We start from the raw sequence: 24,306 nt of genomic DNA on the forward strand, positions 1-24,306 counted from the left end.
TGTTGCATCAGAAGGCCAGGATTTCCTGGCCCAAGGAGGAAGAACCATGAAGATCGACATGCTGATTGACGGCGCACCCGTCAGCGCGAAAAGCGGTAAGACCTATGAACGTATCGACCCGTTCACCGGTGAGGTGGCGACAGTGGCAGCGGCCGCGACCGCTGAGGATGTGCCGGGGATTGTGGCTTCGGCGCAGGAAGCGTTCGAAAGCTGGTCCCGGACCGGGCCGAATGCACGCCGCAAGATTCTGAACAAGGCCGCTGATATTCTTGAAAGCAAGGCGGATGAATTCGCCAGCCTGATCATCGCGGAAACCGGCGCGACCGGGCCATGGGCCGGGTTCAACGTCGCGTTTGCGGCGGGCGTTCTGCGCGAGGCAGCTTCGATGACAACCCAGATCACCGGCGAGATTATTCCGTCCGACAAGGCCGGTTCCATGGCTATGGGCCAGCGCAAGCCGCTGGGTGTTTGCCTTGGCATAGCGCCCTGGAACGCGCCTGTTATTTTGGGCGTGCGCGCAATCGCGATGCCACTGGCCTGTGGCAATACAGTGATCCTGAAAGCGTCAGAGGCTTGTCCCGGCACGCATCGGCTGATTGGTGATGTGCTGGCAGAAGCCGGCCTGCCCAAAGGTGTGCTGAATGTCGTGACCAATGCCCCCGAAGATGCCGCCGATCTGGTGGCGGCGCTGATTGGCCATGATGCGGTTAAACATGTGAACTTCACCGGGTCCACCGCCATCGGGCGGATCATCGGGCGACTTGCGGGCGAGAATTTGAAACCCGTGTTGCTGGAGCTGGGTGGCAAGGCACCACTGGTGGTGCTGGATGATGCCGATATTGACGGTGCAGTGAACGCCGCTGTCTTCGGGGCCTTCATGAATCAGGGCCAGATCTGTATGTCCACCGAACGGATTATCGTTGACGAAAAGATTGCCGATGATTTTGTCGCGAAGCTTTCGGCGCGTGCAGCGTCGCTGCCTGCGGGTGATCCGCGTGGCAAGGTGGCGCTTGGGGCATTGATATCCGAGGCCGCCGCCGAGAAGATGGAAGCGCTGGTCGATGATGCCGTGTCCAAGGGCGCGAAGCTGACGGCAGGGGGCGCGCGCAAGGGCGCTGTGGTGCCTGCAGGGGTGCTGGACGGGGTGACGTCCGCAATGCGCATCTATAGCGAGGAAAGCTTCGGTCCGGTCAAGTCCGTCATCCGCGTGAAGGGCGATGACGACGCGGTGCGCGTGGCCAATGATACTGAATATGGCCTGTCAGCAGCGGTTCATGGTGGTGATCTCAAACGTGCGATGGCCGTGGCAGACCGCATCAAGTCTGGTATCTGCCACATCAACGGTCCCACCGTTTCGGATGAGGCGCAGATGCCCTTTGGCGGTGTCAAAGCGTCTGGGCATGGCAGGTTCGGCGGCAAGGCGGGAATCGACGCCTTCACCGAATGGCGTTGGCTGACCATCGAAGACCCGCACAAACAGCACTACCCGTTCTGAGACGCGCTTTCAGCGCAACTATCCAAGCATTACTTGCCCGGAGCTATGGCTCCGGGTGGTTTCATTTTGGGGCGATCATACCAAGGAAAAGGGGCGGCATTGCTGGTGCTGCCCCTGTGGGAATGTGCCGTCAGGCGGATCAGACTTTAAAGACCTTGCACGCGTTGTCTTCAAGAACGCCTTTTGGCTCGTATCGTCCACGTCCTTATGTGGTTTGATGCCGGAGCGGGCAGAATCCTACAGGCCCTCTCACCGAGCATGTCCTGGCCGTCACGGCGCTTCCGCGCTTTCAGGCCATCGCCCGCATCCGGGATCTGCTATTCAGGCGCCTTCACCTCTTTGATCCAGGTTCCTGTCCGAAAGAGTTGAGAGGCTTGATCGGCGGCAAGATCAGGGAACCCGTCATCAGCTTAAACTGGCCAGATATCCTGCGCAGCGCAACGGCTAAGGATGGTTTGCCAATCTGTCGCCAATTCACGTCTGAACTATTCGGGCGTTGCGGCGTGAAGACGCTGCCGCAATATGTTGCGGATCCGGCCTTTCAGCCAGACCAGACCCGGATCCTCGGTGTTGCGTTGATGCCAGGTCATCTGGAATTGCTGGCTGAATGTGGGAAGCGGCACGTCCAGCCGTTGCAAAAAGTGGCGATGCGGCGAGGTCATCAGTTGGATCGGATGCACCAGTCCGACGAGATTGCTTCGCGCGACGATCTCCAGCACGCTGCCCGGGCGGGTTACGCGCACAACATCCCTGCGCTCGATACGGTGAGACGGCCGGAAAGTCGCGGCATTGGCCAGAGCGCCGGACTCCAGATCAAGCGACACATGCCCCATCTTGCGAAATTGTTCCGCGGTTATCTGCCCGTCGATTTCCGGGTGACCCCGGCGGGCAATCGCTGTCAGTTCGATTGGCATTATCGCTTCCCACCGCAGAAGCTGGTTGTTCGGCGGGGCCATGCCGACAGCGAGATCGGCCTCGCCGCTTTCCAGAGCCTCGCCAATCGGTAACTTGGGGGCGAGCAGTAGCTTGTAGGATATCCCCGGAAAGCGTTCCGATTGCGAGACCAGTTCCGGGATCAGCAGCGTCTCGAAGATATCGACAAGGTGCAGCCTGAAGTCGCGCGTGGCCGTCACCGGGTCGAAGGAGGCTGAAGGTTCGCCCATCAGCTCGCATTCCTCCAGAATCCGTTGCACCCCGCCGATGAGTTCATCTGCGCGGGTGGTCGGGGCCATACCGCCGGGACGGCGGACAAACAAAGGATCGTCCAGCACCTCGCGCATGCGTCCCAAGAGGTTCGACACGGTGGGCTGCGCCAGTCCTAAAAGCTTCGCCGCCTTGGATAGATTGCGTGTCGCATAGATAGCATCAAAGGCAAGCAGATGCTTGATGTCGAGCTGCATCAGACGCCTCGGCCGACGTCTGGGTGGGGCCGTGGGGTCGGTCATTTCATTTATCAATAGTTCATCATTTCAACTTGGCGTGTTCCGCCGTGATTATTTCGAAGCTATGAACCTGATGCAACACACATTTGACGGTGGCGCATGTCGCTCCGCTGGACAAGGACATCCGTGTGACCGAACGCCCGCCGCTACCGACCCTTATAGGCAGCCATGTGGCCCGACCGCGCAGCATCTCGACGCTGGCCACGGGCGCCCGGTTTCTGGCGGTGTGGGTTGTCCAATGCCATCGAAAACACGGGCAGCGGCATTCTGGATCTGACGCGCAGTGCCTCCAGCTTCACGAAGGTGATTTCCGTCGCGATCACCGAACTGGTCGGCAATGCGCTGATTGATTGCAGCAGCAGGTTCTTAAGTCACGAACGAAAATGGAATGGAGTGTAGTATCAATGGCATGGTCAGCAGAAAAGCTTGAGAATTTCTCATCAAATGGATCTGTCAAACGGGATATTAGTGTCTGTTCAGGCAGAAGATTAGGTTCTGCGGCGGGACTCGCCATAGCTGTTTTATTTCCGATGGCGAATTCCGCAGAGGCACAGAATACTTGGACCGGTGAAATATCGTCCGACTGGGCCGCTCATGAGAACTGGAGTGGTAGCATTCCCTCCGGCGAGAACGTGACAATTGATCTTGCAACAGGTGCGGGCGACCCTTTTCCTGTTCTCGAAGGAACGGGCCAATCCGGATTGCTGAGGGTCGGGGGGGCCGAACTTGGGGAACTCGTAATTCGGAACGGAGGGCAGTTGACCTCCGACGCGGGCTTGAATCGAATTGCTGATGCTGAAGGGAGCATTGGAAATGTCACGGTTACGGGCACGAATTCAAGCTGGACAAACACCGGAAACCTTCAAGTCGGTCGGGGCGGTGCAGGTACCTTGAACGTCGAAAACGGCGGTTTTGCAACAAATGGCATTGGATTTATCGGGGTTCAACAGACAGCTACAGGCATAGTCAACGTTACCGGTGCCGGGTCCGAATGGAATAATACGAGTGGCTTGAGTATCGGTGGCGCAGGTTCCGGGACCTTAAGCATTTCTGATGGAGGTTTGGTGTCCAGTGCTGGTTCGGCCGCAGTCGGGAATGTTGTCAACGCGGGCGAAGGCATCGTCCTGGTCTCTGGCGAGGATTCGCGTTGGACGCATGATGGAGACCTTCAGATCGGCTTGTTTGGTCAGGGGGAAATGACCGTAACTTCGGGTGGTTCCGTCTCAAATGCAGAAGGCTCGATCGGGGCTCAGACTGGTAGCACTGGTTTGGTGACAATCCGTGGTGCTGACACAACATGGATCAACAGCGGCGGACTAACCATCGGGCAAAGCGGAAGCGGCACCTTGGCCATCGAAGAGGGTGGCGTTGTGTCAAATGCCACCGCGACCATTGGCAGTCAGCTTGATCGAACAGGTAAAGTTCAGGTAACCGGTGCTGGTTCGGAATGGAATAGTAGTGGTGCTTTGACTATCGGATTTAGAGGCAATGGCGAGCTCTCGATATCTGATGGCGGGCACGTCTCAGCCAGTTCGGTTTTCCTCGGTCGTCTTAGCGACGGCGAGGGCACGCTGAATATCGGGGCTGCTGCGGGCGAGGAAGCGATTTCAGCTGGAACTCTGGAGACCGGGAGTGTCAATTTCTCGAATGGGACTGGCACGATCAATTTCAACCATACCAGCCCGCAGTATCTGTTTTCTTCGAATGTTTCAGGCAATGGTGAGGTAAATATCTTATCTGGAACCACTATATTCGCTGGCAACAACACTTATACCGGCTTGACGACAATTGCCGCTGGCACATTACAGATCGGGAATGGTGGTGCTCTTGGCTCTTTGGGGCGCGGGGACGTGTTGATGTCCGGGGGAACACTCGCTTTTGACCGTTCAAGTTCGTATACCTATGGTGGCGAAATCACTGGTTCTGGAACCTTGCGGCAGGTTGGAACTGGGCGGACAATTCTAACAGGAAATTCTGGAAGCTTTGGTGGCTCTACAGAGATCATGAGCGGAGAGCTCGCCGTAAACGGAGTGCTCGGAGGAACAGTCAACATCGCGAATGGCGGGCTGCTTATGGGTTCGGGTTCGGTTGGCGAAACGAGAGTAAATTCAGGCGGCATAATCGCGCCGGGAAATTCTATCGATACACTTTCAGTTGATGGCGACCTGACTTTTGAGCCCGGCTCCATTTACCGTGTGGAGGTTGATCCGACAGGAACCAGAAGCGACCTGATTGCTGTCAATGGAACCGCATATCTTGCGGGTTCCGTGCTGCATATCGGTGAGGATGGTGACTATAAGCCCTACTCCGAATATAAAATTCTGACTGCGACAGGCGGCTTTGACGGCACGACCTTTGACGAAGTAAGATCAGATTACACCTTCCTGGAGTCTTTGCTAAGTTACAGCACAAATGATGTCACACTGCGCCTTGCTCGGAACGACGTCTCCTTTTCGAGCGTGGCAGCAACACCGAACCAGAGGGCGACTGCGGGCGGCCTCGACAGCCTTCCAATCGGCAACGCCATCAATAGCGCTATCGTCATGCTGGATGAGCCTGCCGCCCGAAAAGGCTTCGATATGCTCTCTGGCGAGCCACATGCTTCGGCCATTACGTCTATGATTGGCAATAGCGGCACAATTCGCAGTGTCGTGCTAAGCCGCTTTCGGTCACGTTTCGGGAGTGGAAGACCTTTGGCCGCATCGCTGGTTACCACCCGCGCGAACAATGGTAGCGCGCTGGGGTTGACGTCAGATGAAGAAAAAGTAACCGATCTGAATGTATGGGGACATGTTTTCGGCTCGCAAAGTCGTTTTGATGGTGATGGAAACACCGCGCGCCTGCGCTATAGTCAAAGTGGCTTTCTGATTGGTGCCGATACTAACCTGAATGATGTCTGGGGCTTCGGGGTGTTTGCTGGCTATAGCCCTTCTACTTTCAGCGTCCGGGATCGAAACTCGTCAGGGTCGAGCGATAACTTTCATTTGGGGTTCTATGGGGGGGCCGCGATCGACAGTATGCGCCTGAACGTTGGTGCAGCGTATACTTGGCATAACATCGACACCCTGCGCACCGTCGCTTTTCCAGGCTTCTCCGACAGTCTCAGCGCCTCTTACCGATCACATACCGCTCAGGTATTTGGCGAGGCAGGCTATATGTTTGACATAGACACTCTCAGTGCTGGCACGCTCAGCCTTGAGCCGTTTGCAGGGTTGGCCTATGTTCACAACAAAACAAATTCTTTCAGCGAGAATGGTGGCCCGGCTGCACTGACCGCCTTAAGAAGCACGACTGCAACAAGCTTTTCGACGCTGGGACTACGGGCCTTGTCGCAGATCGATATGGGAAGCATGCGAGCAACAGTACATGGTATGGTGGGCTGGCGTCGCGCAATCGGCGACACGACTCCGACAATGAACTTTTCTTTTGCTGGCAGCGATGTATTTGACGTGTCCGGAACGTCGCTTGCAAAGGACACAGCACTTATAGAGGCTGGTCTTAATCTGGAAGTCCGCGAAAACGTAGATTTTGGCCTCTCTTATGGAGGGCGGTATAGCAGTCACGGCCAAGAGCATCGCTTCAACGCGCAACTTCAGGTGTCATTCTGATGCGAGTTTATTCGACAGCACAACTGGGACGAAGATCTGCTATCTAAGCGGGAATGAAGAACTGAAGACGAAAGTTTCAGACCTCCGCGCCGTGGAATCCACCCCCGGCAGCGTTTTGCAAGCCGACGTGGATGGCGAGATCGACACTGGCCGGGACGAACGCAGCGACGAATGCATAATCTAACCAGAACCGCCTTGGCGGCCACGCCGGGCGGAGCATCGGTAAGGCCTGCGTTCGTGCCCAATTTTTTGGCTATAGATACTGTCACGCGGATATCTTGCGTGCAGACGTCATGTGGGATCGGGGGATTTATATCATGAAGCCCAGCCCGACTGGCTGCCTGCCGAAATTAGCAACAGGTTGATAAATAATAAAAAACGGCAATTTCGGTGCTTGGATAAGTCGCATCCAGATGTTCGGATACAAAGGGTTTTCACCTTGGGTCGGCCGAAATCTAATACTTAACAAGAAATAATCTACTTTGCTCATTCCGGTATTGGGTTCAGCTTTTGCACATCCTGCGCACATCATTTTGCGATGCGGTGGCAGCTCAAGAACTGAAAATCGTTTCGCACCAATCTCGTGCGTAAATGCCAGTAGAGGACTCGAGTATGAAGGTTGAAAAGACCGATACGCTGATTGTCGGGGGCGGTCAGTCCGGAATTGCGATGAGCGAACATCTGACTGATCTGGGCATTCCCCATATCGTTCTGGAGCGCAAGCGGGTGGCCGAACGGTGGCGGTCCGAACGCTGGGATTCGCTCGTAGCGAATGGCCCTGCATGGCATGATCGGTTTCCGGGCATGGAATTCGAAGACATCAACCCGGACGCGTTTCCCCCGAAAGAACAGATGGCGTCTTATCTGGAAGCCTATGCAAATATGATCAACGCGCCAATCCGCACCGGGGTCGACGTCAAAAGCGTGCGCAAGCGCGAGGGGCAGACTGGCTTTATCGCAACCACATCTGACGGAGAAATCGCGGCAGAGCGCATTGTTGCGGCGACCGGGCCGTTTCAAGTGGCTGATTACCCAGATCTTGTGCCCCAAGAGACAGAGGTGATGCAGATCCATTCCTCGGATTACAAAAACCCGGATCAACTGCCAGCCGGGGCCGTTCTGGTCGTTGGTGGCGGCGCCTCCGGCGCGCAGATTGCCGAAGAACTGCACCGCGCGGGGCGTCAGGTCTATCTGTCCATCGGCGAGCATTACCGTCCACCGCGGTGCTATCGGGGGCGTGACTATGTCTGGTGGCTGGGCGTGCTGGGCAAGTGGGACGAGATCAACACCAAATCCCGAAAGAAACATGTCGCCTTTGCCGTCAGCGGGTATGATGGTGGCAAGACCATCGATTTCAGGAAATTCGCCAATCAGGGCATTACCATTGTCGGCAAGACCGCGTCCTATGATGATGGTATCGTGCATTTCGCAGATGATCTGGTGACCAATCTGGCCGATGGTGACAGCGCATATCTTGATATGCTGCGCGAGGCCGACGCCTATGTCGAGCGCAATGGGGTTGAACTGCCGTCGGACCCGGAAGCCTGGGAAATACAACCGGATGCGCCCTGTATTCAGAACCCGTTGCAGCGGCTTGATCTGAAAGAGGGCAATGTCAATGCCATCGTCTGGGCGACCGGTTTCAAGTTCGATTTCAGTTGGTTGGAAGTTGATGTCTTCGATGAAAAGGGCGCGCCCGTGCACAAGCGCGGGATTGCGGCGGAACGGGGCATCTATTTCCTTGGCTTGCCGGAACTGACCAACCGTGCGTCGTCTTTCATCTATGGGTGTTGGTACGATGCGAAATACATTGCAACGCATATCGGTGTTCAGCGGAATTATTCCGCCTATGAAAAAGCAGGGTAGTCCACCCTGCGTCCGGGGGCTGGCCCCGACATCAGAAAACCGCCCATACCCTGTCTGGGCATACGCGGGGCGCGGCACGAACACCCGCGAGTTGGCGCCGACTTGCCCGCGCACGTCCCTGAGAAAAAGGAACCCGACATGACACGCGTGATGTTTCTGAATGGTCCCAATGCCAATTTATACGGTCTGGATCAGAAAGGCACCTACGGGACGGACAGTTTCCCACAGATCAGGGATGCCTGTCTGGCGCGTGCCGAAGGGCTTGGCCTGACGCTTGATTTCCGGCAATCCAACCACGAGGGCCAGCTTATCGACTGGATTCAGGAAGCGCGGCAAAGCTGTGAAGGTGTTCTTATAAATGCGGCCGGACTGACCTATACATCGGTGGCGATCCTGGATGCGTTGCTGGCCTTCGACGGCCCGGTCATCGAATGCCATATGAGCAATATCTGGAAGCGCGAAGCCTTTCGCAGCCATTCCTATGTTTCCAAAGCGGCCACTGGCGTGATCGCGGGGTTGGGGCTGCGCGGCTATCTTTTGGCGATTGATGCGATGCATGGAGTGCTGAGCGTGGAGGCGACATGACGGATACGCTTGTCTTCTACAGCGCGCTTGATCCCTTCGAAGACTGGCGCGACGCCTTAACGCCCCATCTGGGTGACGCCGTGCAGATCCAGAACCATGATGCCATTACCGACCCTGAAAAAGTGCGCTACGCGCTGGTCTGGATGCCACCAGACGGGTTTTTCAAGCGTTTTCCCAACCTGTCGCTGGTGACCAATCTGGGGGCCGGTGTTGATCGACTGGTGGCGCGCGACGATTTGCCTGACGTGCCGATCACGCGCTTGTCCGACCCAGAAATGGGGCGCATGATGGCCAGCTTCGTGCTGTTCGCCGTGTTGCGCCATGCCCGGGACATTCCGTTTTTCGAAGCGGCACAGATGCGGCGTGAATGGGCCTATAAGCATCCACGCCCGGCCATCGAAATATCTGTCGCGGTGCTGGGATTGGGCGAGTTGGGGGCGCTTGCTGCCAAGGAAATCGCGCGTCAGGGTTTTGTAACCCATGGTTGGCCAACGCGCCCAAAGGATTTGCCGGGCGTGACGGTTCACCATGGCGATGATGCGCTTGATCAGCTTCTGGGTCTGGCGGATATCGTGGTCAGTATGCTGCCGCTGACCCCGCGCACACGCAAACTTCTGAATGCAGAACGTTTTGCCCGGATGAGACAGGACGCATCTTTCATCAATGTGTCGCGCGGAGAGGTTGTAGATGAAGCTGCGCTTGTTGCTGCGTTGAAAGCGGGGCACCTGTCGGGCGCGACCCTCGATGTGTTCGAAAAGGAACCGCTGGCGTCGGATCATCCGCTTTGGTCACTTCCGGGGGTACTGATCACACCACATCTGGCGTCTGTCGCGCTGCCGAAAAGCGCTGCGCCGCAAATCGCTGCCAATATCCGCGCGATCCGGCGCGGGGACGAACTGCGCAACACTGTCTCACGGGTGCACGGATATTAAGCAATTTGCCATCAATGTTCCACTTCGACGCAACCATGAAAACATACGAATTGAAAATAAGTAAATCATATCAGAACATTAAATGGAACCGTTGGAAGAAACTTTCCAGTGATCAGTTATTTCCAATTAGTGAATACGATTTGATCTACCTGAGATTAAGGAAATGAGAACTGGTCAGGAACTGTGACGCAGATGCACAAGACAAACATCCAAAAATGTCACGTCATGCAGGCGAAAGCGAAGCTTGATTGTCGTTTCGTGCGGTCAGGCGGCCCTTTGGTACATACCCCGTGGGGCCTGTCTCGAAATCTCATCCGGGCGAATACGAACTCCCTGCTCGGGCCGCCTTGTCCGGGCAGGAAAACCAGTCAGACCTTCACGCGGTTCTGGCTTCATAGCGGCGCATTCCTAGGCCGCATCAAACCCCATCCAGAAACAGGAACACCACAATGAAGAACCTACTTTTGACAGCCACAGCCCTGAGCCTGATTGCGCCTGTAGCCACTGCCGAAACGCTGGTTGTGAGCAGCTGGGGCGGAAGCTGGCGCGACATGATTGAAGAAACAATCGCCCGCCGCTTCACCGAAGAAACCGGTGTCGAGGTCGAATTCATCACCGGCGGTACGATTGACCGGCTTAATCAAGCCCAGTTCAACCGGGACACGCCCGAAAGCGACATCACGTTCACCACCTCGCATGTGGGGTGGCTGTATCGCAATGCCGGGCTGTTCGAAGAACTGGACATGTCGCGTATCCCCAATGCGGCCAATCTGGTCGAACAAGCCATCATCAGCCCGTCGCATATCGGGGCCTGGGCCTATGTCTACACGATCGGCTATGTGCCGGATGAAGTGCCGGAGGGGATCACTTTTAGCAGCTGGGCAGATCTATGGTCGCCAGAGCTTGAGGGCATGATTGCTGCCCCTGATTTCGATCCGTCACATATCATCGCGGTGTCCACTGTTCTTGAAGGGCTGGAATTCGAAGACTGGATGGGCGCCACCGACCGCCTGATGGCGTTGCGCCCCAATTTCCGCGCCTTCTAAACCAATGACGCCAATTCGCAGCAATTGCTGACAACAGGGGAAACGCCTGTGCAGATCATGCTGTCTATGAACGCCTATCATATCCAGTCGGAAGGTGTGGATGTGCAACTGGCAATCCCCGAAGAAGGCGCAGTGCTGGGGGTTGATACAATGGCCATCACCACAGGGTCGGACAAGGTCGATCTGGCCTATCAGTTCATCAACATCGCCCTTGATCCGGAAATTCAGGCACAAATCACCGAAATCAAGAAAGGCAGCCCCGTGGTGTCGAATGCCGTATTGTCCGAAGAACTGGCATCGCTGCCGGGCATCTTCACCACGCCCGAACAATGGGAAGAAGAAGCCTTGATCATTCCGCATGAGTTGCGGGCCGAGAAAACCGCTGAATGGCGTCAGTGGTTTTCCGAAAACATGATCGGCGGCAACTGAGACCGCCATGTCCCGGCGGTCTGACCGCCGGGACGATGCCTGGCCGCGCGCGCGGCTCCCGCGAGCAGGCAATACACCAACCATGCAGAATTGTATGCGCTGCCAAATAAACGAAGTTTCGGAAGGTCTCTGATGTCAAAACGTCCCTTTCTGGGTTGGTTCGCCTCTCCGTCCATCCTGATCGCTTTTGGGCTTACGGCGTCATTTCTGGCGATCATTCAGTACAGCCTGCGCGCGCATGTGCCCGGCTCGCTTGATCCCGGCGGTTTCACTCTCGATAATTTCACAACACTTTGGCATCTGGCTTATGGCCGGGCTTTTATGAACAGTCTGCTTCTGTGTGTCTGGACGGCCGTTTTTGCGCTGCTGATCGGCTATCCTCTCGCCTATGCCATGATCCGCGCCCGGTCGGGCCCGCTGCGCAGCGCGATTCTGCTGATATCGCTGACGCCGTTGTTCATGGGCGAGATCGTGCGCACCTATTCTTGGATGATCGTTCTGGGAAATCGTGGCTTCCTGAATTCTGTTCTTCTGAAACTCGGGCTGATCGACAGCCCGATCAGCTTCATGTTCACAATGACAGGGGTGGTCATCGCGCTGGTGCATTTCACACTGCCCATCGTGGTGGTGATGCTTGCAGCTGCACTGTCACATATCGACCGGAACCTTGAACGGGCCGCAACCTCGCTGGGGGCAGGGCGTGTGCGGGTGTTCTTCACGGTCACCTTGCCGTTGTCGATGCCCGGCGTTGTGGCGGCTACCTCCACTGCCTTTGCATGGACATTTTCTGCATTTGCCACGCCACAGATGATCGGCGGAGGGCAGGTTTCGACCATTTCTACGATGGTTTATCAGGTCGGGTTTGCGTCCTTCAACTTTCCGCTTGCGGCGTCCCTGTCACTGACGGGGCTGCTCTTTGCCATAGCTGTTCTGGCGCTGTTTAACACCGGCATTCGCCGCCTTGAAAAATACGGAGCGCACTGATCATGAAAAAGTCACTTGCTGACCACCTGCTTGACTGGTCCGGCCGCATTTTTTTGACAGCAATTCTTGGTTTTCTGGTGCTGCCGTTCTTTGTGGTCGCCATCGCATCTTTTAACAAAGGGGCGATCCTGTCCTTTCCGCCGGAAGCGTGGTCAGTGCAATGGTATGTCAATGCCTTTGAATACCGCGATTTCGGGGCCGGATTGCGCAATTCTCTGCGGATCGCAGCGATTGGTGCCGGGATCGCGCTGATTGCCGGGGCAGGTTTTGCCTATGTGTTTCAGCGCTATGAATTCAGGTGCAAATCGGGGCTGAACGCAATTCTGATGTCGCCGCTGATTATTCCGAATTTCACCATTGGCCTGGGCATCCTGATCCTGACGGCTTCGGCGTCATTGCCCCGCAACCTGTGGACCGTGGTGACGGTGCATGTGATCATCGTGCTGCCCTTCGTCGTGCGATCGGTCTATGTGTCGCTACAGAATCTGGAACGCAATTATGAGAATGCTGCCGAAAGCCTTGGGGCCAGCCCGGCTTATGTTCTGCTGACAATTACGGCCCCGTTGCTGCTGCCTGGCCTGATTGCGGGGGGCATATTCGCAGCGATCCTGTCTTTCAACGAATTCACCGCATCACTGTATGTGGTCAACCGTGGCACCGCCACGTTGCCCGTCGCGATGTATAACTATGTCCGGGAATACGCGGACCCGACACTTGCTGCGATTTCGGTCATGTATGCGCTGGCGGTTGCAGTCTTGCTGCTGGTGCTCCACCGGATTTTCCGCCTTGAAAGGGTTCTGAATGTTGAGTGATACCTTGCCCAAAGCGGCTTCAAAGACCGGTGATCCGGTCGCGGTGCAGATTGATGGTGTCGGCAAATCCTTTGCCGGAACTGTCGCGCTGAAACCGATCTGGCTAAAAATTGCACGCGGCGAATTTCTGACCCTTCTGGGGCCATCGGGCTGCGGCAAGACAACGCTTCTGAACCTGATTGCCGGTTTTCTGGAAGCCGATGCCGGGGAATTGTTCATTCACCGCGATCTGGTCACGCGCGTGCCGCCGCATCTGCGGGAAATCGGGATCGTGTTCCAGAATTACGCGTTGTTTCCACATATGAGCGTTGCGCAGAATGTGGCATATGGCTTGCGCACGCGCCGCGTTTCCAAGGTGGAAATCGCCGAGCGGGTGCGCGAGGCGTTGGCGCTGGTCAAACTGGAGGATTTCGCTGACCGTCGACCGCGCCAGTTGTCGGGGGGCCAGCAGCAGCGCGTAGCGCTTGCCCGGGCGCTTGTGATCCGCCCACGAGTGTTGTTGCTGGACGAACCCTTTTCCGCGCTGGATCGGAACCTGCGCGGGGCCATGCAGGTGGAATTGCGCGAAATCCAGTCAAGCCTAGGGCTGACCACAGTGTTCGTGACCCATGACCAAAGCGAAGCGCTAAGCATGTCTGACCGTATCGCGGTCATGTCACGCGCACAAATTCAGCAGATTGGCACCCCGGACGAAATTTATGACCGTCCGCAAAGCCGCTTCGTGTCAACCTTCGTGGGTGATGCCAACCTGTTTTCCGCAACCTTGATCTCCAGCTCTGGCAAGGATGTGCGCCTGAAACTGGGTGAGGTGGGACTGGACCTGACGACCTATCAGTCCGATCTGCCCGCGCCGGGGCCAGTGACATTGTTCGTGCGCCCTGAACATTGCCGCCTGACAGAAGCAGGCAGCCCCGGCGCTGTGCCCGCGACTGTTGCGCTTGCGGTCTATCAGGGCAGCTATACGGAACTTTATCTGGATTGCCCCTTCGCCGACACCGGACGGGCGATGCTGCGCGTGCCAGCAAGCACAGTGATGGCACCGGGCACCGCTGTCGGCATCGCTTTGCCGCAGCAAGGTCCGGCAATCTTTCCCAAGGAATGAGGGGACGCATGACTGACAGTCTGACTGGAATCATTGCCCGTGTCGCGGGTGGGCCGGACGTTCTGGAACCTGTGCAGCGGCCCATTCCCGCACCCGGCCCGGGCGAGGTGTTGCTGCGTGTCGCCGCCGCCGGTGTCAATCGTCCTGATATCATGCAGCGCTCGGGTGCCTTGCCTGTGCCGCCCGGTGTGTCTGACATTCTGGGACTGGAAGTTGCGGGCACGGTGCAGGCCGTGGGGCAGGGGGGTGACCCTGCGCTTGTCGGAACATCTGTTATGGCGCTGCTTAAGGCAGGTGGCTATGCCAGTTATGTGACGGCCCGGGTCGATCACTGTCTGCCCATCCCCGAAGGTCTTGACCTGCACGAAGCGGCCTGTCTTCCAGAGGGGTTGTTTACGATCTGGCATAACCTGTTTGATCGCGGCGCGCTGAAACCGGGTGAGTGGGTGCTTCTTGAAGGTGGGGCCAGCGGCATTGGCACGCTGGCGCTGCAACTTGCGCGGGCCTATGGCGCGCATGTCATCGTTACAGCGGGCGGCCCAGACAAATGCGCACGCCTGAAAGCGATGGGCGCATATGCTATTGATTACCGCAATGAGGACCTGATCACACGGGTAATGGAACTGACTGGCGATGCCGGGGTCGATGTCGTGCTGGATATCCTTGGCGGGGACATGGTGAACACGCATCTTGCCCTGATGGCAGCGGGCGGGCGTCATATCGGGCTGGCCTTCATGACGGGTATGATCGCACAGGTCGATCTGGGGCTGGCCATGCGCAAGGGCCTGTGGCTCAGCTCCTCGACGCTGCGACCCAAGAGCGACGCCGAAAAGGCTGCTATCGCGCAATCGGTGCGGCATAATTTATTGCCCCTGATTGGCCCGGATGGCGTGCGGCCAGTGCTGTCCCGGAAGTTTCCGCTGTCACAGGTGGTGGATGCGCACGCCCTTTTGGAAAGCGGGCGCAATTTCGGCAAGATCGTCCTTGTGGTCGAGGAGATGCCATAATGATAATCGATCTGTTCTGGGGATCTGCATCGCCTTTTGTGCGCAAGGTGATGGTTGTTGCGCATGAATTGGGGGTGCAGGACAGTGTCCGGATCTACAACACTGCGGCCCACCCGATTGATCGTGATCTGCGCGTGAAAGGTGTGAACCCGCTTGCGAAAGTGCCTGCCGCGCGTTGCGCAGATGGGACGCTTCTGTATGACAGTCGGGTGATCTGCGAATACCTTGATGACATGGCGGGCGGCGCACTGTTTCCCGCGCCCGGGCCGGCGCGCTGGACCGCGTTGCGACGACAGGCCCTGGCAGATGGTTTGCTCGATGCGGCGTTGCTGGTGCGGTATGAATTATTGATCCGGCCAGACCCGCTGAAATGGCCGCTCTGGATCGAAAAACAGCGCGAGAAGGTCGAAGATGCGCTGGATGCGATGCAGGGCGACTGTCCCGGCGCAGGATGCGCTGATATTGGGGCCATCTCCTGTGCCTGCGCACTAGGGTGGCTGGATTTCCGTTTCCCCGATATCGGCTGGCGCGCCACCCGGCCAGAGCTTGCCGCCTGGTTTACGCAATTCGATACACGCCCCGCCATGCGTGCAACCCATCCGCGTGGCTGACAACGCCGCGCAATCCGATCCATATCACCCGATCTGGCCGCGCCCCCGCTTTGGCATCACGGCCCCTAACGAAAGGCACAATCATGGCCCATTATCGCCATCGAAAGTTCAATACCAAGGAAACCTATCCAGAACAGAATCTGGACAATGACCTGTGTCAGGCCGTTGTCACCAACGGGGGCAAGATGATCTTCTTGCGCGGTCAATGTCCGCAAGACCTTGATACAGCGGAAAACATTTCCAGCAGTGATCCTGTTGAGCAAACGCATAAGGTCATGTCCAACATCCGGCAACTGGTCGAAGAATGCGGTGGCGACATGAGCCATGTGACCAAGCTGGTTGTCTATCTGACTGATGTGCGCCACCGCGAGGCGGTCTACCGCACGATGGGCGCCTATATTAAGGGCGTATTTCCTGTATGCACGGGGCTGGTTGTCGTGGCGCTTGCGCGGCCCGAATGGCTGGTAGAGATTGATGCAACGGCAGTCATTCCAGATCAGACCGGCTGACATGGCAGCGGACACCGCCACAATATCACTTCAACTTTGGGGGGCATCATGACCTTTTCGATTATCGGGCATTGCACGGAAACAGGGATGTTCGGGGTGGCGATCTCGTCATCTTCGCCCGCGGTCGCGGCGCGCTGTTCCTTTGCACGGGCAAAAGTCGGGGCAGTTGCCACGCAGAACGTGACCGATCCGCGCCTTGGCCCGCGCGCGCTGGATCTGATGGAACGCGGCGCAGAACCGGCCGAGGCGCTGGCAATCCTGAAACGGACCACCGCGCATATGGATTTCCGTCAGGTGTTGGCGGTCGGACCATCGGGGGAAAGCGCGATCCATTCGGGCACTCAGGTGCTGGGCAACTGGTCAGAAGCGCTGGGGCCGCACACGGCGGCGGCGGGCAATTTGCTGGCCACTACGGATGTGCCGCAGGCCATGGTGCAGCATTTCTGCACGTCGCAGGGCCATCTGGGCGCGCGGCTGCTGGGCGCTTTGGTCGCCGGGCGCGATGCAGGCGGAGAGGCCGGACCCGTCCATTCCGCAGGATTGCTGGTGGTCGATGAACATAGCTGGCCTTTGGTGGAATTGCGTATAGACTGGTCCGAAGACTGCCCGATCCGCGCGCTGGAAACCGCATGGACGATCTATGCGCCGCAAATGACTGCATATGTGACCCGCGCGCTCGACCCCGGCCTTGCCCCGTCTTACGGTGTGCCGGGCGATGAATGACCAAACGCGCGGCCAGCGCAGGCGCCATCCGGCTGGATTTTGAAAGCGAGACAGACAATGCCGCTCAGATTCACCTTGCGCCAGCTTGAATATTTTATCGCGGTGGGCGAGTCGGGCAGCATTGCGCTGGCTGCGGAAAAGGTCAATGTGACTGCGCCGTCCATGTCTTCTGCGATCGCGCAGCTTGAGGGGGCGTTCGGCGTGCAACTGCTGGTCAGGCGCCACGCACAGGGATGCGCGCTGACCCCCGCCGGAGAGCGTTTTATCGAGCAGGCGCGCGTCGTTCTGGAAGATGCCGAAAAGCTAAATGACATGGCCAATATCTATACTGGCAGCGTGCGCGGGTCGCTGCGGGTTGGATGCCTGCGAACCTTCGTGCAGTTCATTGTGCCGCAACTGCGCCGCAGCTTTGAAAACAAATACGACCAGATCGAGTTTTTCCAGATCGTGCTGGATCAGGGCCAGATATTTGATGCGCTGTCTTCGGCGCGGATAGACCTTGCGCTGACCTATGACATGGCGCTGCCCAGCGACATCAGATTCCAACCCCTATGCACGCTGCCGACCTATGTCATGTTGGCCGCCGATCATCCGCTTGCGGGGCACAAACACCTGAGCGCCGAGGATCTGGTCGATCAAGATATGGTGCTACTGGATATGCCCCATAGTGCAGAGTATTTCCTGTCAATGTTCCGTGCCGTCGGGCGCAGACCGCGTATTTCGGAACGCACACCTGAAATTGCACTACAGCGCAGTCTGGTTGCCAATGGCTTCGGCTTCGGCATTTCGAATATGCGAACAGTTTCTGAATTTTCGATGGACGGGAAAGGGCTGAAATTCGTTCCGCTTGAAACCACGGTCCCGCCACTTCATCTGGGACTTGCCACGTCGAAAGCGACCTATGTGTCGCGCAAGATACAGGCCTTCATCGATCATTGCCGCGAGGCAGCTGCCGCAAATCAGCTGCCCGGCCTAGTCACCTGAGCAAAGCGTCATGACACCTGACATTGTTGACATCCTCGCGCGTCTGGTCGCCTTTCCGACACTATCGCGCCAGTCGAATCTGGAGCTTCTGGAATATGTGGAGTCTCTTCTGCGTCCAGCTGGCATCCGCTGCGAACGATTTTTCAGCACAGATGCGACCCAGGCCAATCTCTGGGCCAGTGTAGGGCCGGAGGGATCGGGCGGGGTGGTTTTGTCAGGCCATTGCGATGTCGTGCCAGTGGCGGGACAGGCATGGTCGCGCGATCCGTTTGCCTTGCATCTGGAAGAGGGGCGCTATTACGGGCGCGGCACGGCGGATATGAAAGGGTTTCTGGCGGTGGCCATCCACGCCATGTTGCGTGCTACTGAACGGCCCCTGATACAGCCGCTGCATCTGGCCATTTCCTATGATGAGGAAATCGGCTGCCTTGGCGTGCGTGGCATGCTTGGGGCGCTGGCGGCCCGTCCTGCGCGACCGGCGTTGTGCATTGTCGGTGAACCTACGGGAATGCGGATTGCACATGGCCATAAGGGGAAACGCGCGCTCAGGGCATGTTGTCACGGACAGGAAGGTCATTCCGCGCTTGCGCCGCAGGCGCTGAATGCGCTGCATCTGGGGGCGGCCTTCGTCACGCGGCTTCAGGCACGTCAGGACGCACTGGAAGCCAATGGCGCGCGCGATGCCGCCTATGAGATTCCCTATTCGACCCTACATGTCGGTGTCATGCAGGGCGGCACTGCACTGAATATTGTGCCTAACCGCTGCGATCTGGATTTCGAATTGCGCAATGTCCCGGGCGACGACCCTGATGCCATCATCGCCGATATTCGTCAGGATGCAGAAGCGATTGCCGCCCCTCATCGCAACCGTTTCCCCAACGCCCGGATCGAGATCGAAGAGGTTTCGGGTTATCCCGGCCTTGATACCGCTGCCGACATTCCCGCAATCGCATGGCTGCGTGCGCTGCTGGGGCGCGACGATCCGTTGACCAAGGTGTCTTTTGGCACCGAGGGCGGATTGTTTCAGCAAAGCCTTGGCCTGCCCACGCTGGTCTGTGGCCCCGGCCATATGGCACAGGGGCACAAGCCAGATGAGTATGTCAGTGTCGAACAGCTACACGATTGCGCGGATTTTCTTGCGGCCTTGACGGACGCGCTGGTAATTGGGCAAGCACCTGCATGATCTAAATGCCGGTGTTGGATCAGGTCGTCCCCTTGGACAATTGCACGGTCGGATCACCAAATCCGCGCGGCACATAGAGGTTATGTGGACCGAGGTTTTTTACATCGGTTTCCCCGCATAAGGCCATCGTGACATCGAGTTCCTTATGAAGAATGTCCAGCGCCTTTGTCACCCCGGCCTCGCCCATGGCGCCCAGTCCATAGGTGAAGGCGCGGCCGATATAGGTGCCCTTCGCCCCCAGTGCGAGTGCCTTGAGTACGTCCTGCCCAGAACGGATGCCACTGTCGAAATGCACCTCGACCCGGTCGCCCACAGCCTCGATGATCGAGGGCAGCATGCGGATTGAACTGGCTGCACCGTCAAGCTGGCGCCCCCCGTGGTTCGAGACGATAATCGCATCCGCGCCGATATCGGCGGCGCGTCGGGCATCTTCAGGGTCCATGATGCCCTTGATGATCATCTTGCCGCCCCACCATTTCTTGAACTGTGCAATCCGTGGCCAGTCGAGAGCGTGGTCGAAGGCCTGGTTGGTCCAGGGCGCCAACGATGACGGATCGTCCACGCCTTTGGCATGTCCTGCGATATTGCCGAAGAACCGCCGTTTTGTGCCCAGCATTTCCAGCCCCCACGGGATTTTTGTGAGCAGATCCATCATTGCAGACACCGTCAGTTTCGGGGGGGCGGAAAGACCATTTTTCAGATCCCTATGGCGTTGTGCCATGATTTGCAGATCGACGGTCACCACAATTGCGGAACATCCGGCCGCGCGCGCGCGGTCGAACAAGCGGCGCATGAACTCATCGTCTTTCAGCGTATAGACCTGAAACCAGAAGGGTTTTGTCGTATGCTCGGCCACATCCTCGATTGAACAGATTGACATGGTGGACAGTGTGAAAGGCACGCCAAATCTCTCGGCGGCGCGGGCAGCCTTGATCTCTCCGTCCGCCGACTGCATCCCGGTCAGCCCCACCGGCGCAAGGGCCACGGGCATGGCCACATCCTGCCCTATCATCTGCGCGCGTGTCGAGCGGTTTGACATATCAACCGCGACACGTTGCTTCAGTCGGATGTGCTTGAAATCACTGGTGTTCTCGCGCAGGGTTTGTTCCGTCCAGCTGCCGGAAACGGCGTAGTCGTAGAACATCTTGGGCACACGGCGCTGGTAGCGTCGCCGCAGTTCTTCTATTTCAGTCACGACTGACATTGGCGCGTTCCCTCAGAATCCTGTTCCGCAATTCAAACGCCCAGAGAAAGAAATTCGCGTGTCAACGCGGGACGGTCATCTGCGGCCTCTACCGTCCGATAATCCCACCAGAAAAGTCAAGTTAGAACAGGCGTGTGCCCCCGCCACCCGCTGCCAGTGCGCAGTGTATAAGCCCTCTGCCTGTGGTCATGCTCAAAAATGCCGGGCATTCTCCGAACGTATATGATCGGCCTGATTTGCGTCGACTTATGCGGCTTACAGTTCACGGACGTGAGGTCATCCAGGCGGTTCAATCTGTGGTTCGCGATACCTGCGCGACTCCAGCGCAGCAAGCTTCGGAGTCGACATTGCTCATGGCTGATTTCAATGAACGTACAAGTAATCACAGCGGCTCCTTCGCAGCCGGCGGCGCGTACCGCATGCGACTGAAGCTGTGAAGTGGTGCCGCGCTTGCGAGGGCAAACAACCGCCCTGTCCCGCACAGCGTCATCCATCACGCCGCCGTCCAGAACCCGTGCTTCAGAATGCCCCGCGCGGGCGTGATGCCCTTAAGCGTCAGCGTCAGGGAATGTGCTTTTTTTTGGATCATCGATCAGGTGCTTTTCGAAAATCCGGTCCGTGATGGCCCAAGCCCCCTTTTCAGTCAGGCTCAAACCCGATCCGCCCCATCCCTCCTCAAGCTCTCAAAATCCACGTTAACACGACAGGGGGCTTGCATTTGTTCGCTTTATGTTCTACATTGGAAGACACGCCAGCAAGGGAGACGCCCCTATGGAAAGCACTACATTCGCTCTGCCCGCGACCCCCAAGCAGATCGCCTATGCGCGCGCACTCGCCTTGCGCAACCAGACGCTTCTGCCATGGGAGGTGCAGCAGGACCGGCGCGCTCTCAGCGCATGGATCGACACGCAGGCCAGGATGAAACCCGCCACAGCGCTGGACAGCCTGCCGTCGTCCAAACAGGTCGCCTTCGCCGAGCGCCTCGCCCGCATCAAACGCCGCGCCGTCCCGGAAGAATGCTTCCGCGACAAGGGGCTGATGTCGAAATGGATCGATGGGAACAGGTGAGAGGCGCGGATCAGGTGGTAGGCAGGGGCAGTCGATAGATACGACAATGCCCTGCGACCTCCACCTCGATCACCCGATTGACCATGTGATCAGCCGGTGCCGCGTTCATGCGCACGCACTGATCTCGTGACACACAGGGCAGGATGACAAGACCCGGATGCAAGTCCCCCGCCCGACCAGACCCCGGAAGCCCCGTGCATCTTCGGTGGGCGGCTGCCGGGTCGTCGCGCGTCACGTCCACGGACATGCAGTATTCGTGGTAATAGTGACCCCGATGGCTGGTTTCGGCGACAAGCTGGTAGAAGTTGCGTCGCTGGATGGCGTGCAGCCGGTCGGCAATGCTGCGCAGGGTTGTATCATTGGGCGCACGAACGCGGATGCGCGCGGTCGCCCCCTTCGCGTGTCTAAGGTAGCCTTTCAGACAGCTGCCATCGCCCTGATCCCATAACCCGGAGAATCAGATGCACGCCTATTGGCGCGCGCCGCCGCCCAGCAACCTAGACGAGTGAATTGATAGGGCCTAATTCACCTTTGCCCCACTCTGCCCATGAGCCGTCGTAAAGCCGTGCGTGACTATCGATACGCTCCAGACCAAGTGCAAGGACGCAGGCTGTCATGCCCGAGCCGCATGTCACAATAGAAGCAGCGGCGGTGTCGCCGAAACGCTGGCGCAAGCGCACCGCATCAAGGAAGCGCCCATCCCCGTCGGTCAATGTCGTAAACGGGATGCAATGCGCACCCGGCATATGGCCGGATTTCAGGCCGGGGCGCGGTTCAGGTGCCTTGCCGTCAAAGCGGTCTTGCGCACGGGCATCAAGCACTGTTTCGCAGCGCGCGGCAACGAGCGCGGCCATATCTGCACCAGACACAACGCGGCTTTTATCCAGAACCCATGACCGCTCCGGCACGGTGGTTGCCTCACATGCACCCGAGGATACAGGATGTCCGGATCTTTTCCAGATGTTCAAACCGCCATCCAGAACGAAGCTCTCCATAATTCCGAATACCCGAAGCGTAAACCACACGCGGGGTGCACTGAAATGATTGGCGCTGCGGTCATAGACGACAACAGGCTTACGCCCGTCGATGCCCAGGTTCGCCATGGCGCGCGCGAATGTGGCTGCGTCGGGCAGCATATGCGGCAAGTCGCTTTGCGTGTCGCAAACCTCGTCGATTTCATACAGGCGTGCTCCGGGAATTCGCACGGTTTCAAACTCCAGCCGGCTTCTTGTCGGATCGGCCGGCAGGTAGTATGTGGCGTCCAGAACATGCACACGGTCGAGGTTTTTTGCCAGCCAATCAGCTTTCACAATGGGATCGGTCATGCGGCGGCCTTCTTCAGCGGAGGCAGGACTTTGTCGGGATTCATTATTCCCACCGGATCAAGCGCGCCCTTGATCCGGTGCATTAACGTCAGGGCAGGACCGTGTTCGTCCTGCATATACTTGCGTTTTCCGGTGCCCACGCCATGCTCGCCCGTGCAGGTGCCATCACATGACAGGGACTTCGCAACCATGGCTTCATTAATCTTGGCGACAATATCCAACTCGGCCTTTGCAGCCGGGTCAACGGAAAACACAACATGGAAATTTCCGTCGCCCACATGGCCCATGATCGAGGCCGGAACGGGGCAGTCGCGCAGCAGGCCCTTGGCGTGGTCTATGCAATCAGGCAGCGCAGAGAGGGGAACACAGACATCAGTGGCCCAGCCGCGGCACCCTGCGCGCTGATTGACCGTTGCCGTATAGGCTGAATGGCGCGCACGCCAGAGGCTGTTTCGTTCCTCTGCCCGCTCTGCCCAGCGGAAGTTCGCGCTGCCATTCATTTCAGCGATGTCCTTGAACATATCGACCTGTTCCTTGACACCCGCTTCCGAGCCGTGGAATTCGATGAAGAGCGTGTCTGCTTCCACTTCGTTCAGGTGCGAAAAGGCGTTGACTGCACGGATGCACCCTTCATCCAGATATTCCACCCTTGCCAGCGGCAGGCCGACCTGAATGGCCGCTATCGCGGTTTGACAGGCAGCGTCGGGACTGGGGAAGGTGCAGATAGCGGCCCGCACTGCCTCCGGCCTGCCATAAAGCTTCAGCGTGACCTCGGTGATGACGCCCAATGTCCCCTCGGAGCCGACAAAAAGATGCGTCAGGTCATAGCCCGCCGAGGATTTGCGCGCCCGCCGCGCTGTGCGCATAATTTCACCTTCTGGCGTCACTACGGTCAGGTTCAGGACATTCTCGCGCATTGTGCCATAGCGCACAGCGTTTGTTCCAGACGCACGGGTGGCGGCCATGCCGCCAAGCGTTGCATTCGCACCGGGATCGATGGGAAAGAAAAGCCCTGTGTCGCGCAGATGCGTGTTCAATGCCTCGCGGGTCACACCGGCCTCGACTGTGCAATCAAGATCGTCGGGGCGCACGTCAAGAATACGGTCCATCCTGCTCAGGTCGATGCAAAGCCCGCCGCGCAATGCGCTGGTATTTCCTTCAAGCGAGGAACCTGCGCCATGTGGGATCACTGCGATCTGGTGCGCGTTGCAGACCCGCATAATTGCGGCGACTTCTTCGGTTGTTTCCGGCCATGCCACGGCGTCAGGTGGCGCAGGATCGTGATGGGCTTCGGTGCCCGCATGATGATCGCGGTCTGCTTGCCGTTCGGACAAACGCGCGCCCAGCAATTGTATAAGCGCTACGCGCTGATCGTTGGAAAGGGTCATGAG

At 57.9% G+C, this 24,306-nt stretch carries 20 protein-coding genes and 3 pseudogenes; 18 read left to right on the forward strand and 5 right to left on the reverse strand.

The features are described 5' to 3' along the window. The first annotated feature begins 46 nt into the window (after positions 1 to 46). A complete protein-coding gene (locus P8S53_RS19125) occupies positions 47 to 1,495 on the forward strand; it encodes an aldehyde dehydrogenase (RefSeq protein ID WP_277806909.1) in 1,449 nt (482 codons plus the stop codon). 239 nt (positions 1,496 to 1,734) lie between these two features. After that, positions 1,735 to 1,977: pseudogene (locus P8S53_RS19130) on the forward strand (Tn3 family transposase); the annotation flags it as partial. Between the two features lie 3 nt (positions 1,978 to 1,980). Here the strand turns inward: P8S53_RS19130 and P8S53_RS19135 are convergent. Then, positions 1,981 to 2,895: a LysR family transcriptional regulator gene (locus P8S53_RS19135; protein WP_277806910.1), complete on the reverse strand. Its 915-nt coding sequence runs from the start codon at positions 2,893 to 2,895 to the stop codon at positions 1,981 to 1,983. A gap of 273 nt (positions 2,896 to 3,168) precedes the next feature. Between P8S53_RS19135 and P8S53_RS19140 the strand changes: the two genes are divergently transcribed. The 15 genes and pseudogenes from P8S53_RS19140 to argE all read left to right on the forward strand — a co-directional run bounded on the left by P8S53_RS19140 (position 3,169) and on the right by argE (position 19,318). Continuing rightward, on the forward strand, positions 3,169 to 3,336 hold the full coding sequence (locus tag P8S53_RS19140; RefSeq protein ID WP_277806911.1) for a hypothetical protein: 168 nt from the start codon (positions 3,169 to 3,171) through the stop codon (positions 3,334 to 3,336). Beyond that, a complete protein-coding gene (locus P8S53_RS19145) occupies positions 3,321 to 6,545 on the forward strand; it encodes an autotransporter domain-containing protein (protein ID WP_277806912.1) in 3,225 nt (1,074 codons plus the stop codon). Before P8S53_RS19140 ends, P8S53_RS19145 begins: the two co-directional genes overlap by 16 nt. 612 nt (positions 6,546 to 7,157) lie before the next feature. Beyond that, positions 7,158 to 8,411 (forward strand): NAD(P)/FAD-dependent oxidoreductase, encoded by a 1,254-nt coding sequence (locus P8S53_RS19150; RefSeq protein WP_277806913.1) that lies wholly within the window; start codon positions 7,158 to 7,160, stop codon positions 8,409 to 8,411. 138 nt (positions 8,412 to 8,549) lie between these two features. Beyond that, positions 8,550 to 8,996, forward strand: coding sequence for a type II 3-dehydroquinate dehydratase (locus tag P8S53_RS19155; protein ID WP_277806914.1), 447 nt, complete (start codon positions 8,550 to 8,552; stop codon positions 8,994 to 8,996). After that, positions 8,993 to 9,928 carry a glyoxylate/hydroxypyruvate reductase A gene (locus tag P8S53_RS19160; protein WP_277806915.1) on the forward strand — a complete coding sequence of 312 codons (936 nt, stop codon included), beginning with the start codon at positions 8,993 to 8,995 and terminating at the stop codon, positions 9,926 to 9,928. The genes P8S53_RS19155 and P8S53_RS19160 overlap by 4 nt, the downstream gene beginning before the upstream one ends. A gap of 449 nt (positions 9,929 to 10,377) precedes the next feature. Next, positions 10,378 to 11,403: pseudogene (locus P8S53_RS19165) on the forward strand (PotD/PotF family extracellular solute-binding protein). Positions 11,404 to 11,535: 132 nt separating this feature from the next. Then, a complete protein-coding gene (locus P8S53_RS19170; protein ID WP_277806916.1) occupies positions 11,536 to 12,387 on the forward strand; it encodes an ABC transporter permease in 852 nt (283 codons plus the stop codon). A gap of 2 nt (positions 12,388 to 12,389) precedes the next feature. Continuing rightward, a complete protein-coding gene (locus P8S53_RS19175; protein ID WP_277806917.1) occupies positions 12,390 to 13,199 on the forward strand; it encodes an ABC transporter permease in 810 nt (269 codons plus the stop codon). Beyond that, a complete protein-coding gene (locus P8S53_RS19180) occupies positions 13,189 to 14,301 on the forward strand; it encodes an ABC transporter ATP-binding protein (protein WP_277806918.1) in 1,113 nt (370 codons plus the stop codon). The genes P8S53_RS19175 and P8S53_RS19180 overlap by 11 nt, the downstream gene beginning before the upstream one ends. Before the next feature lie 8 nt (positions 14,302 to 14,309). Continuing rightward, complete coding sequence (locus P8S53_RS19185) at positions 14,310 to 15,308, forward strand: NAD(P)H-quinone oxidoreductase (RefSeq protein ID WP_277806919.1); 999 nt, start codon at positions 14,310 to 14,312, stop codon at positions 15,306 to 15,308. A 5-nt stretch (positions 15,309 to 15,313) separates the two neighbouring features. Beyond that, a complete protein-coding gene (locus tag P8S53_RS19190; RefSeq protein ID WP_373418557.1) occupies positions 15,314 to 15,919 on the forward strand; it encodes a glutathione S-transferase family protein in 606 nt (201 codons plus the stop codon). 83 nt (positions 15,920 to 16,002) lie between these two features. Continuing rightward, positions 16,003 to 16,428 carry a RidA family protein gene (locus P8S53_RS19195; protein WP_277806921.1) on the forward strand — a complete coding sequence of 142 codons (426 nt, stop codon included), beginning with the start codon at positions 16,003 to 16,005 and terminating at the stop codon, positions 16,426 to 16,428. A gap of 48 nt (positions 16,429 to 16,476) precedes the next feature. Continuing rightward, positions 16,477 to 17,151 carry a DUF1028 domain-containing protein gene (locus P8S53_RS19200; protein ID WP_277806922.1) on the forward strand — a complete coding sequence of 225 codons (675 nt, stop codon included), beginning with the start codon at positions 16,477 to 16,479 and terminating at the stop codon, positions 17,149 to 17,151. 57 nt (positions 17,152 to 17,208) lie between these two features. Then, entirely contained in the window at positions 17,209 to 18,135 is a 927-nt protein-coding gene (locus P8S53_RS19205; protein WP_277806923.1) for a LysR family transcriptional regulator, read from the forward strand. 10 nt (positions 18,136 to 18,145) lie between these two features. Next, the gene (gene argE, locus P8S53_RS19210; protein WP_277806924.1) at positions 18,146 to 19,318 is read left to right on the forward strand and encodes an acetylornithine deacetylase; all 1,173 of its coding nucleotides are present in this window, start codon (positions 18,146 to 18,148) and stop codon (positions 19,316 to 19,318) included. 19 nt (positions 19,319 to 19,337) lie between these two features. Here argE and P8S53_RS19215 read toward each other — a convergent pair whose 3' ends face one another. Further along, positions 19,338 to 20,522, reverse strand: a complete 1,185-nt coding sequence (locus tag P8S53_RS19215) for an alpha-hydroxy acid oxidase (RefSeq protein WP_277806925.1) — start codon at positions 20,520 to 20,522, stop codon at positions 19,338 to 19,340. Positions 20,523 to 21,293: 771 nt separating this feature from the next. Between P8S53_RS19215 and P8S53_RS19220 the strand changes: the two genes are divergently transcribed. Next, positions 21,294 to 21,590: a hypothetical protein gene (locus P8S53_RS19220; RefSeq protein WP_277806926.1), complete on the forward strand. Its 297-nt coding sequence runs from the start codon at positions 21,294 to 21,296 to the stop codon at positions 21,588 to 21,590. Between the two features lie 195 nt (positions 21,591 to 21,785). On the opposite strand, the pseudogene P8S53_RS19225 reads toward P8S53_RS19220, so the two are convergent. The 3 genes and pseudogenes from P8S53_RS19225 to P8S53_RS19235 all read right to left on the reverse strand — a co-directional run. Then, positions 21,786 to 22,047 (reverse strand): annotated as a pseudogene (locus P8S53_RS19225) (antitoxin of toxin-antitoxin stability system); the annotation flags it as partial. A 40-nt stretch (positions 22,048 to 22,087) separates the two neighbouring features. Then, complete coding sequence (locus P8S53_RS19230) at positions 22,088 to 22,915, reverse strand: sulfurtransferase (RefSeq protein WP_277806927.1); 828 nt, start codon at positions 22,913 to 22,915, stop codon at positions 22,088 to 22,090. Continuing rightward, the gene (locus P8S53_RS19235) at positions 22,912 to 24,303 is read right to left on the reverse strand and encodes an FAD-binding oxidoreductase (protein WP_277806928.1); all 1,392 of its coding nucleotides are present in this window, start codon (positions 24,301 to 24,303) and stop codon (positions 22,912 to 22,914) included. The genes P8S53_RS19230 and P8S53_RS19235 overlap by 4 nt, the downstream gene beginning before the upstream one ends. Positions 24,304 to 24,306: the final 3 nt, after the last annotated feature.

The organism is Roseinatronobacter sp. S2 (assembly GCF_029581395.1).
Taxonomy (GTDB): domain Bacteria; phylum Pseudomonadota; class Alphaproteobacteria; order Rhodobacterales; family Rhodobacteraceae; genus Roseinatronobacter.

What these genes read in the sequence shown, in the direction of transcription:
- P8S53_RS19125 (WP_277806909.1), top strand. Translation starts at nt 47, where the DNA reads ATGAAGATCGACATGCTGATTGACGGCGCACCCGTCAGCGCGAAAAGC.
- P8S53_RS19135 (WP_277806910.1), bottom strand. Translation starts at nt 2,895, where the DNA reads ATGCAGCTCGACATCAAGCATCTGCTTGCCTTTGATGCTATCTATGCG.
- P8S53_RS19145 (WP_277806912.1), top strand. Translation starts at nt 3,321, where the DNA reads ATGGAATGGAGTGTAGTATCAATGGCATGGTCAGCAGAAAAGCTTGAG.
- P8S53_RS19150 (WP_277806913.1), top strand. Translation starts at nt 7,158, where the DNA reads ATGAAGGTTGAAAAGACCGATACGCTGATTGTCGGGGGCGGTCAGTCC.
- P8S53_RS19155 (WP_277806914.1), top strand. Translation starts at nt 8,550, where the DNA reads ATGACACGCGTGATGTTTCTGAATGGTCCCAATGCCAATTTATACGGT.
- P8S53_RS19160 (WP_277806915.1), top strand. Translation starts at nt 8,993, where the DNA reads ATGACGGATACGCTTGTCTTCTACAGCGCGCTTGATCCCTTCGAAGAC.
- P8S53_RS19170 (WP_277806916.1), top strand. Translation starts at nt 11,536, where the DNA reads ATGTCAAAACGTCCCTTTCTGGGTTGGTTCGCCTCTCCGTCCATCCTG.
- P8S53_RS19175 (WP_277806917.1), top strand. Translation starts at nt 12,390, where the DNA reads ATGAAAAAGTCACTTGCTGACCACCTGCTTGACTGGTCCGGCCGCATT.
- P8S53_RS19180 (WP_277806918.1), top strand. Translation starts at nt 13,189, where the DNA reads ATGTTGAGTGATACCTTGCCCAAAGCGGCTTCAAAGACCGGTGATCCG.
- P8S53_RS19185 (WP_277806919.1), top strand. Translation starts at nt 14,310, where the DNA reads ATGACTGACAGTCTGACTGGAATCATTGCCCGTGTCGCGGGTGGGCCG.
- P8S53_RS19195 (WP_277806921.1), top strand. Translation starts at nt 16,003, where the DNA reads ATGGCCCATTATCGCCATCGAAAGTTCAATACCAAGGAAACCTATCCA.
- P8S53_RS19200 (WP_277806922.1), top strand. Translation starts at nt 16,477, where the DNA reads ATGACCTTTTCGATTATCGGGCATTGCACGGAAACAGGGATGTTCGGG.
- P8S53_RS19205 (WP_277806923.1), top strand. Translation starts at nt 17,209, where the DNA reads ATGCCGCTCAGATTCACCTTGCGCCAGCTTGAATATTTTATCGCGGTG.
- argE (WP_277806924.1), top strand. Translation starts at nt 18,146, where the DNA reads ATGACACCTGACATTGTTGACATCCTCGCGCGTCTGGTCGCCTTTCCG.
- P8S53_RS19215 (WP_277806925.1), bottom strand. Translation starts at nt 20,522, where the DNA reads ATGTCAGTCGTGACTGAAATAGAAGAACTGCGGCGACGCTACCAGCGC.
- P8S53_RS19220 (WP_277806926.1), top strand. Translation starts at nt 21,294, where the DNA reads ATGGAAAGCACTACATTCGCTCTGCCCGCGACCCCCAAGCAGATCGCC.
- P8S53_RS19230 (WP_277806927.1), bottom strand. Translation starts at nt 22,915, where the DNA reads ATGACCGATCCCATTGTGAAAGCTGATTGGCTGGCAAAAAACCTCGAC.
- P8S53_RS19235 (WP_277806928.1), bottom strand. Translation starts at nt 24,303, where the DNA reads ATGACCCTTTCCAACGATCAGCGCGTAGCGCTTATACAATTGCTGGGC.